The 11,283-nt window shown below is 20.2% G+C and carries 6 protein-coding genes; 4 read left to right on the forward strand and 2 right to left on the reverse strand.

The genetic code is table 4. The annotated features are described in order from the left end of the window. Positions 1-69: 69 nt before the first annotated feature. Positions 70-3,864: an RNA polymerase beta'' subunit family protein gene (locus T403_RS04420; protein ID WP_033161183.1), complete on the forward strand. Its 3,795-nt coding sequence runs from the start codon at positions 70-72 to the stop codon at positions 3,862-3,864. Between the two features lie 53 nt (positions 3,865-3,917). On the opposite strand, the gene T403_RS0102180 is transcribed toward T403_RS04420, so the two are convergent. Then, positions 3,918-5,936, reverse strand: coding sequence for an alpha-amylase family glycosyl hydrolase (locus T403_RS0102180; RefSeq protein ID WP_156933541.1), 2,019 nt, complete (start codon positions 5,934-5,936; stop codon positions 3,918-3,920). Between the two features lie 103 nt (positions 5,937-6,039). Beyond that, complete coding sequence (locus T403_RS0102185; protein ID WP_169734599.1) at positions 6,040-6,966, reverse strand: endonuclease; 927 nt, start codon at positions 6,964-6,966, stop codon at positions 6,040-6,042. A 231-nt stretch (positions 6,967-7,197) separates the two neighbouring features. Here T403_RS0102185 and T403_RS0102190 point away from each other — a divergent pair, with 231 nt between their 5' ends. The 3 genes from T403_RS0102190 to T403_RS0102200 form a co-directional block, all read left to right on the forward strand. Beyond that, positions 7,198-8,982: an ABC transporter ATP-binding protein gene (locus T403_RS0102190; protein WP_051619078.1), complete on the forward strand. Its 1,785-nt coding sequence runs from the start codon at positions 7,198-7,200 to the stop codon at positions 8,980-8,982. Further along, entirely contained in the window at positions 8,975-10,927 is a 1,953-nt protein-coding gene (locus T403_RS0102195) for an ABC transporter ATP-binding protein (protein ID WP_051619080.1), read from the forward strand. The genes T403_RS0102190 and T403_RS0102195 overlap by 8 nt, the downstream gene beginning before the upstream one ends. Positions 10,928-11,074: 147 nt before the next feature. Further along, positions 11,075-11,283: helix-turn-helix domain-containing protein (locus T403_RS0102200; RefSeq protein ID WP_033161186.1), on the forward strand; the 209-nt coding region annotated here is incomplete at its 3' end.

Consider the following 11,283-nt stretch of genomic DNA (forward strand, 5'->3'; position numbering starts at 1 on the left):
TATTTTTTTAAATTATATTTATTTTATATATTATATAATTTACAATAATTTTGAAAGAGTAATTAAAAAATGAAAAAAATTTTATATTCACTTTTAATTGTTAATTTACCTATAGTTTCACTTGTAGTTAGTTGCAATAAAACAACTAATGAAATAAAAACTATTAATTTAAATAAAAGTCAACTTAATTCTATAAAGAAAACAGAAAATAAATTTTTATTTAATTTTAAAAATAATTTAATTAATGATAAAAACTTTATTCAAGGAACTATTTCTTATAAAAATAGCGCAAACTCTTTAAATAATCAAGTAATTAAAATTAATTTTATAAATAATGAATTGCTTTTCGAACTCAATTTTAATGAAATTAAAGAAAATTCAACTTTTTATTTAGATAAATTTATTTCCAGGGATAAAAATATAATTTTAAAATTTGATAATATTGAATTTATTTTAAATAAAGATGATTCGAAAAAAAATGTAATTAAAGTTCCTAAAAAAACAAAAGAAAAAGAAGAAATAGATAATAAAAAAGAGGATGATAAAAATAAAAATAAAAAAGATGAAAAAGTATCGTCTAAACCTGATTTTTCTAATAAAGAAAACGAAGAAGAAAATAAAGAAAATAATTCAAGAGAAAATAGTGTTGATTCATCAACAAAAATTGATGAACAAAAAAATAGTGAGCAATTAAAAGAAAATAAAAACAATATCAATGAAGATAATGCAAAGAATGAAAATAAAATTTCAAATTTAGAAAATAATAAAATTAATGAAAACTCAATTCCCTCAGAAAATAACGATGAAAATAATGTTGAAATTAAAAATAAAAATGATGATTTAAATATTGATCTAAATAAACAAAAAGAAGATTTAAGCATCGAAAATGAAAATGTAAATAAAAAAAGTGATTCAGATTTAAATAATCCCAAAATTGATGAAGATAATAATGAAAACAATGATAATTTAGAACTTTTTGTCAATAAAATAACAAACATAAATAATAAATTAAATGAAAAAATATTAGTTTTTGAAATAAAAAATAAAAAATTAAAAAATATTGAAAATGAACTATCTTTTCAAATTAATAATAATAAATATAATAAAAAATTTTATTTATGGGAAAACCAAATTTTTATAAAAATTAATGATTTAGTTACTGATTTAAATCAAATTAGCAATTTAATTTTAAATAATGTTGAAATTAATTTGGAAAAAACTAAATTAAACATTGAAAATATAATAAACGACAGTGAAATATCTAATTTTAATTTACTTAATAATGAATTTTCATTTAGTCAAAATGAAAATGATTTAGTAATAAACATTAATGAAAATATAAAAAATTTCAAAGATAATCAAACTTTAATTTTAGAATTTAAACCTTTACAAAATAATAAAAATTTTATTGCAAAATATTTAGCTATTTTTAGAAATAATCAAATTATTGTTAAAAACATTGAATGAATAAATAATTTTTATAATGAATATTTTTTAACGTCAATATCAACATCTGACAATTTAAATAAATATATTATTCCTGAATTTTTATCATTTAAATTAAAGAATAATGAAAGTTTAGAAATCAAAAAAATAAATTTAAAAGAAAAAAGAATAAATGAATATGAATTAACTTTTAATTTATTAAATTTAAAAGATGAAATATTTTATCAAAACAAAAGATTTATTTTAACTTTTAATGAATCAAAATCTCTTAATGAAAAAAATAACTTTTCTTTAAATAAAGAATTAAAAAAAGTTTATAGTTTTAATGAAATTAAAAATGGAATTTTAATAAACAATTTACCGGAAGGTTTTAAATGAAAATTAACAAAAATTACTTTAGTTTATAAAGAAGATTTAAGTTTGATTAATGAATTAAATAATGCAGCTAATGTATCTTCGCCTTTTAATACGCCAAGTTATAAAGAATTAAATTTTAAAATTATTAAAGATGAAAATAGCGAAGTTAGTTTTACTAATAACCAAATAGTCATTGATGATTTAAGCGAAAAAGATACATTAATTTTATCTAATAATAATTTAAAAAAATTAAATCATTATTACTTAGTTAAAAGTCAATTAAATTTAGATCTACAAAATGAATCTGATAAAAATTTTTTATTAAATAAACAAGAAATAAAAATAAAAAAAGATGATCAAAATATAATAAATCACGATTGAAAAATTTTGCAAGAAAATTTTAATGAAAAAACTTTAATACAAAATTCTAACAATTATTATGAAATAAAAAAATCTTTATCATTATTTGATAATTCTTCATATAAAAATACTTTTATAAATTTTAATTTTTTTGGTACATATGATTATGCAAATTTGCACAAATGACAATATTTTAATGATTCATATGCAGTAAGCTTTTTATTAGATGATTTAAAAGCGAATAAAAAATTAGAAAATCTTTATATTCATTTAATTGCTGATTGAAAAGAAATTTATAAAAACAGAGGAAATAATATTGCTATACATTTTAAAGATTTTAACGCAGGTAATGAACATATTTGAAAAAGAAGCAAAGAAGATATAGAAAATATTATTAATCAAAGACTTAAATTGGATGTATTAATTGAAAATGAAGAAATAGTATTTAGAATTTCGCCTAAAAAAGGAATTATCAATACAAAAATGCATATTCATAATTTTTCTAAAGATATTTCTACTTTTATAGAAAAAAATAATAATTTTATCTCTTATATGTATTTAACTGAGCAAAACATTAATCCTGATACTGATGCTTTAGTAAGTAAATCAAATAATTGAGAATATAAAACTATAATAGAAAATGTTGTAAGTGATAAAGAAAAATTAAAAACTTTTAAAAAAAGATATAAATTTGATGAAATTAATTTAAAATTTGATAAATCAAATGAAGATGATGTTATTAAAAAAATAAAAGCAAGAGCATTTGCAAATCGTGATGGAAGTTTATGAATGATTGCAAAAGTAAATGATAATCCAGATGATCATCGTTATTATGTCGGAACTAATAGACATGTACCAATATTAACAAATACAACATTAGCTATTCCAAAAACTCATGAAAATATTAGAGACCGTGAAGCTATTTTTAATAAAAATAAACAATGAAATTTAAAATCAAAGGTTTTTTGATTAGCTAAAGATAATAAAATAATTGACGGCTCAGATAAATACGAATCATCAAAAAATGGAGCAGATTTACAAGTTGGAATAATTGATATAACTGAACTTGTTGAATATTACATCCTTAATAAAGATAAGGTTGATAAAGAAAACGATGATAATTTTTTAATTGCAAAACATTTTTATAATTGAAAAAATCTTGATTCAATTAAAATATCACAAAAATTAAAAAATCTTAAAATTAATCATATTTTTGATTCATATATTTCTGCATTTCCTAACGATTTGGATGCAGAATTAGGTAAATTAACTGAAGATTCAAGATTTTTTGAAAGAAAAAATATTCAATTAAAAATGAAATTTGGAAATCTTTTAACAATAGCATCGAATGAAGGTTATGAAAATCCTGAAATAAGCGATAATATTGGAATGCATAATTTTAAAGATGCATTAAACAATACTGAAGGTGAAATTTGAGATAAAATCAATGTATTGTGAGCAGGGAGTTCTGGTTCTGCTATTTATGATGATGAAGGTAATTTATATGGAGTTCATATGGGGATGTATTCTTCATTGTGACAAACAGCATTAATTTCAAATCCAAGATTAGATTTATTTGGTCACTATAATGAATTTAACAATAAATCATTTGCTTCTAAAATTCAACTTGCTAATCGTTTATATCCTGAAAAATATAAATTAATTTCAAGTTTTGGAGAATTTGAAAATCCAATTAAATAAAAAAGCACATGGGTGCTTTTTTTTTATTTAAAACTAAAAGTATAAATAATTTTTTATTCGAAAATAAGACTACTTTTTGCGGGAATATAATTTAAAATATTTTGGTTTTCTGTATCAAAATCTGAATTAAAAATTATTTTTTTAATTTTAATATTTTTTAATTCAATTTTTTTATTATTAAAATTGTGAATAATAAAAAGCGAAGAATTTTCCACTTTAATTTCGTAATAAATATATCCTTTATCTATTTTATGAAAAATAATTTTTTTATTTTTTAAATTTAAGTTAAAAAATTTTGAATTTTTATAAAAATTTAAAAGCTTTTTTAAAAAATTATAAATATTATTTTCAATTATGTTATTTTTTAGTAAATCTCATTTTAGTCCATTAGTATAATCGCTAGTTTTGTAACTATTTGAATTAACAAATAAATTTTCATTATCATAAACGCTATTTTCATTATTAATAATTTTTAATGAAATTTCAGAATCTTGTCCTGTAAAATCTGTCGGCTTAGTCTGTAAAAATTCACTTCCCGCTAAAATTAATTGTTTTCCTTGAGAACTAAATTGCATAATAAGTGCTTGTCTATAAAGTTTTAAATTTTCTCTAAATGATAAATTAGTTGTTGTTATTATTTTATCTCATAAAGTAAAACCATCATGACAAGCGCTATACTGAAGAGCCATTTTTGGATTTTTAGCAAAAACTTCATAACTAATTTTTTTATTAGTCAATTTTAAATTTGTTTTTATTGCCTTACTATTTCCAACAATGGAAATTAAAAAATCATTTAAATAATTTAAATTACCTTGTATAAGTCCATAATCATTTGTTGATAAATTAACTGAATCACTACCTTTAATAGCATTTCTTAAAGTATCATTAAAATATGCAAAATCATGATTATTAAAATTAATCCCTTTTGTAAAACTATCTTGATAATTTAAATCGCTAAATTGTCAAGCTTCTCCATGTAAAATAATATCTGGCTTAATTTTTTTTAATTTTTTACAAATTATATTTAGTGTTTGCTTATCAATAAAAGTTGATAAATCAAATCTAAAACCATCAACATCAAAATATTTAACTAAGTAAATTAAAGAATCTAAAATTAATTTTCTTACCATTTTGGCTTGTGAATTAAATGGTGGTTGATTAACTGGAAAAATTTTTGCTTTGTTTCTAAAATAGTAATTAGGAACTATATTTTCAAATAATTTATTTATCATTAAATGATTGAAAACAACATCAATTATAATTCCAATCTTTTTTTCGTGAGCTTTATTAATAAAATTTTTAAATTCAACAAATCTTGAATTATAATTATGAGGATTATTAAAATATCAACCATTTAATGAAAAATAATTCATCGGATCATAACCTCAATTATAATTAGTTGTTCATTTGTTAGCTTGATTTTTATTTATGATATTTAAATTATTATCGTTTAATGTATATATTGAATGAATTGGTAATAATTGTAAAAAATTAACATTTAAATTATTAAGATAATCAAAAATGTTATTTTCAATAGCAGCATTAAATGTGCCTTTTCTGTTTTGAATATTATTGTTTTTACTTAATGAAGTAAAATCTCTTATATGTAATTCATAAATAATAACATTTTCATTATTTTGTTTATTTAATTTAATATTTTCAATTTTATTTAATTCATTTTCTCAATCAACTATAACAGCTTTAGGAATAAGATTTGTTTTACCTTTTCAATCAAATGTTTCTATTGCTTTAGCATAAGGATCTAAAATTAAAAATTCTTTATTATTTCTAATTATTTTAATATGATAAAAATAGTTTAAATATTTTAAGCTTATTTTAACTTCTCATATTTTATTTTTTTTGACAAAATCAATTTCATCAACTATTTTATTTCTGTTTTCTGAATCATAAATAGTAAACAAAACTTTTTCTGCTAAAGGAGCTCAAAATTTAAGAATAAAATTTGACTTTTGTTTATATAAGCCTAATTTTGTGGTTGTGTAATATAATTTATCGATTTGTTTTATATTTTTATTATATTTAGTAATTTTATCTATTTTTTTATTATTCATCATCTAATTATATAAATCATTTTTTTTAAACTATTTTTTCTTTGATATATTAAAAAAAAGAAACAAAATTTTTTGGGATAAAACTTTATTTCTTTCTAACTCTTTATTTGTTTAAACCAATTAAAACGCCTTTATTTTTAAATGGAACTAATTCATCTGGGTTTCCAAATAAACTTTTTGCAAGATCTGGATAATCAATGAATGGATTTCTTACTCCGTGTCATTTTTCAGCTATTTCATTATTTCTTTTAATATCGAATTCATCAACACTATCTTCATTATTTCATTTTATATATAAATCTAAATAGTGTTTTTTTAAATATGGAAAAATATTTTGTAAAACTAAATTTTGATCTTTTTTAACATTGAATTTTTTATCTTTATTTCAAGTAATAGCATAATATAAATAAGCTCTAGCAATATCGCCTTTAAATTCATCTACTGGTTCAAAAACATTTTTATTAAATTTATTTTTACCTTTTTTTGAACCATTTTTTGTTTTTTTCTCAAGCTTTAAAACTTTATCATGGGGAAAATTCTCTCTTACACTATTAACATAAATATCACTTGGTCAAACAAATTGAGCATCAGATCTAATTGGTTCTTTTTTATCAAATCATGATTGAGGAATTAAATGTTCTCTATTTAATCCAGCGCCTTCATTTTCAGCATGTTCTTTTGAATTTGCATTATATTGTTGATAAAAATATTCATCTTTTCCATTAGGATTTTCTGAATAAACATCTAATATGCTTTTATCATTTTCATAGTATAAATCTTTAAAAGCGTTAGAATCATCATAAAATTTTTTCAAATTACTATATTTTGTTTTAACTTTAAATGATTTTTTTTGTATTTCATTTAAAATTTCATACAATTCTTGACCTTTTTTGCCATCAGCTAATTTATAATAATCATTTAATTCATTATATAAATATTTTTGATTATTATTTACTACTTGTTTTTTATTTTGGCAAGAAACAAATACACTCGGAACAAATATAATTGAGCTTGTTAAAAATAAGAACATTTTTTTTCAAATTTTTTTCATTGATTTAATAGTTTTAAAAAAACTATTTCTCCTTTATGTTTTTTTAAATTTTTTTATAAAAAAATAAATTTAAAATAATAAAAAGTAAAATGTTTATTTTTTATTCAAAAAAAAAAAAAAAAGTATTTTTTTACCAAAAAAAATTCATTAAAATTAATTTAGTTATATAATTTTTATTTAACTTTTTTAATAAATAGAAAGGAATAAATAATGTTTTATTTAAATTCATTTAATAAAAAAATGCTTTGAAAATTAAGCTATGGTTATCGTAAATTGATACTAGTAACGTTAATTATGGTTTTATTTGAAACTGCTGTAAATGTTGTTATTCCTTTATTTGTAAGTTATATGATTAATGAAGGAATTCAAGTACCAGTAGAAAATAATAAGCAAATTGGTTTTAAAACTGATATTTATAAAGTTCTTCAGTGGGGAATTATTATTATTTTAATGTCCTTGATAGGCTTATTTTTTGGTGTTTTTTCTGGTATAACATCAGCCAAGGCATCAGCTGGAATGGGAAAAAATTTTAGGCAAGTTATATTTTACAAAGTTAATAATTTATCTATTGAAAATATTAATAAATTTTCGATAGCAACTTTATTAAATAGAATGACTAATGATAGTGTAAATATCGTAAATGCTTTTAATCAAAGTTTAAGAATTATTGTTCGTGGTCCATTAATGTTATTACTTTCATTATCAACTTCAATAATATTAAGTCCAAAATTATCACTTATGTTTGTTGTGATGATTCCTTTTGTTATTTTAATTTTTTCACTTACCACTTTTTTTAGTATCCCACTTTTTAAAAAAATGTTGAAAAAATATGATGATTTTAATTTTAAAATTAAAGAAAACCTTGAAGGAATTAAAACAATTAAATCTTTTGTTAATGAAGATCAAGAAATGGAAAAAGTTAAAACTAAAATTAACGATTTAACAAAAATTAATATTATTGTAGAAAGAATAATTTCATTAACTGGTCCATTATTTTTCTTAATAATCTTTATCGCCGTTTTATTTTTAGGATCTTATGGTTCATTATTAGTTTTAAATAATAATTTACAATTGGGAACTTTATTTTCATTTACAAGCTATATTTTTCAAGTTTCAGGTTCTGTAATTATGATAATGTCAGTTATAAATATGATAATAATGGCTATTCCTAGTTATAAAAGAATTAAAGAAATTTTAATTGAAAAACCAGCAATGGATTTAAATCCTGAAGGAATTAAATTAATTGAAAAACCAAAAATAGAATTTCAAGATGTTAGTTTTAAATATAATGCTAATTCATCAAATAATTTAAAAAACATAAATTTAAAAATTATAGAAAATCAAACTATTGGAATTATCGGTCCAACCGCAAGTGGTAAAAGCACATTAATTTCTTTGATTGCAAGATTATATGATGTAAATAATGGAAATATTTTAATTGATAATATTAATATTAAAAATTATGATTTAAATTCATTACGTAAACAAATATCAGTTGTATTACAAAAAAATATTTTATTTAATGGTACTGTAAGAGAAAATATTCAGGTAGGTAATTTAAATGCAAGTGATGAAGAGATAATAAAAGCTTTAAAAATTGCTAATATCTATAATTTTGTTGAAAACAAAAAAGAAAAATTAGATTTTATAATTGATAAAAACGGTTCTAATTTATCTGGTGGTCAAAAACAAAGAATAACAATTGCAAGAGCTCTAATATCTAAACCTAAAATTTTAATTTTAGATGATGCAACTAGTGCTATTGATGCGAAAACAGAATCAATGATTCAAAATAGTTTAAAAAATGAAATCAAAGACTGCACCAAAATTATTATTTCTCAAAAAATTTCTTCAATAATAAATGCAGATGAAATCTTTATTATTGATCAAGGTAAAATTATTGCTAAAGGTAATCATGATTATTTATTAAAAAATAACGAATTTTATCAAGAGCTTTATAATACACAAATTAATTTAGGAGGAATAAGTGAATAAATTTAGAACAAAAAATTTTAATAATATTAATAAACTAAGTTTTAAAGAATCTAAAACTATTTTAAAAAAAACTTTTAAATTAATTTGAAATTATAATAAATTAGGTTTTTGACTTGTTATTTTCTTTATTTTTATCTCTAGTTTAGGCAATATATTTAATCAATTATTTATTGGTAAATTTTTAATAGATGGAGTTTTAATCAACCCCCAAACTAATAATTTAGTTAGCATTGATAACTTTGATTATACAAAATTTTATTTAACTATTTCATTGGGGATCTTAATTTTTTCGCTCAATATTTTATCTGTTTGACTTTATCAGTGAATTATTATAAAAATAGCTTTTAACGTTATAAAAAGAATAAGAATTAAATTATATGAACATGGTCAAAAACTATCAATTAGTTTTTATGATACAAATAAAACTGGCGATCTTTTAACAAGATATACAAGCGATATTGATGTATTAAGACAATTTATCTTATCTTCTATCCCACAATTTGTCAATACAATTTTATCAATTATTACTTTATTTGTATTAATGATTTGATTAAATTGATTTTTAACTATTATAAACGTAGTTTTATTAGCTGGTTTGATTCATATAGCTAAAGCATTTAGTAAAAAAACAACAAAAAATTTTATTGCTCGTCAAAAATTAAACGGAAAAATTAATGGTTTTAGCGAAGAGATTTTTAATGGTTTAAGTGTTGTTAAAGTTTTTAATTATGAAGATAAAGCTTTTGAAAAATTTAATTCAATTAATGAAGAATTTTATCAATCAGAAAAAAAAGCTAATCAAGGAACTAATATTCTTTTTCCGTTAATTTGAAATGTTGGAATAGTTATTTTTTCTGTTATTACAATCATAGGCGCAATAATTTTAACAAACTCAAAACTTCAAAAGTTTTTTGGTTTATCTATTGGTAGCTTTGTTTCCTTTGTTCAAATATCAAGAACTTTTTCTTTTCCAATAGTGCAATTAAGTCAACAAGCAAATACAATTATTATGTCAATTGCAGGTTCGAAAAGAGTTTATGAGATTTTAGAAACAAATCCTGAAGAATATGAAGGTAAAATTTCCCTTGCAAAAGTTATAATTAAAAATAATAAAATTTATGAGCTTGAAGATTTTGCAACTTTAAATGACAATGCAATTCTAGCATGAAAAATACCTACCAAAAATAATGAATTTTGTTTTAAACCTGTAAAGGGAGAAATAATTTTTAATAATGTTTGATTTGGTTATAGTCCTGATAATATGATTTTAAAAAATATAAATATTCATATTTTACCTGGTCAAAAAATTGCCCTTGTAGGTCCAACTGGAGCGGGAAAGACAACATTTACTAATTTGATAAATCGCTTTTATGATATTCAAAAAGGTGAAATATTATATGATGGAATTAATATTAAATTAATTGATAAAAAATCATTACGTAGATCATTAACAATTGTTTTACAAGAAAGTAATTTATTTTCAGATACAATTAAAAATAATATTAGTTATGGATCGAAAGTTGTTGATGAAGATAAATTGATAGAAAGCGCTAAAATTGCAAATCTAAATTATTTTATCGAAAGTCAAAGTGAAAAATACGAAACTTTTTTAGAAAATTCCGCAAATGACTTATCACAAGGACAGAAACAGTTATTTTCCATTGCCAGAGCATCTTATAAAGATAGTTCAGTTGTTATTTTAGACGAAGCAACTTCAAGCATTGATACCAAAACTGAAGCACTTGTTCAACAAGCTATGGATAATTTAATGACTAATCGAACAAGTTTTGTAATCGCCCATCGTCTTTCTACAATTAAAAATGCTGATTTAATTTTGGTGTTAAACAATGGAACTATAATTGAACATGGAAATCATGATGAGTTATTAAAATTAAAAAAATATTACTATAATTTATGAAAAAGTTCTACTAGTAATTTAAAATAAAAAAAAGCACATTTAATGTGCTTTTTCCCAAATTCTATTTCTAAGTGCAACACATTTAAAATTTTTAAAAAAGTAATAAAATTTTAAATGGGGGGGCACTTTTTTTATATAAAAAAAGCTCCCCCCCCATTTAAAAAAAGGAGAACTATGAATAATAATTATACAGTTTATAATTATACTAAAAAATATTATCATTTAGATAAAAATAAAAGATTAATAATTGAACAGATGCTTCAAAAAAATAAATCATTAAGACATATTGCAAAAATTTTAGGTGTTAATGTTTCAACAGTTAGTAGAGAAGTTAAAAGAAATTCGCATCATGAATATGGTTATTTAGCAAATTACGCTAATTA

The organism is Mycoplasma collis ATCC 35278, from assembly GCF_000701825.1.
GTDB lineage: Bacteria > Bacillota_I > Bacilli_A > Mycoplasmatales > Metamycoplasmataceae > Mesomycoplasma_A > Mesomycoplasma_A collis.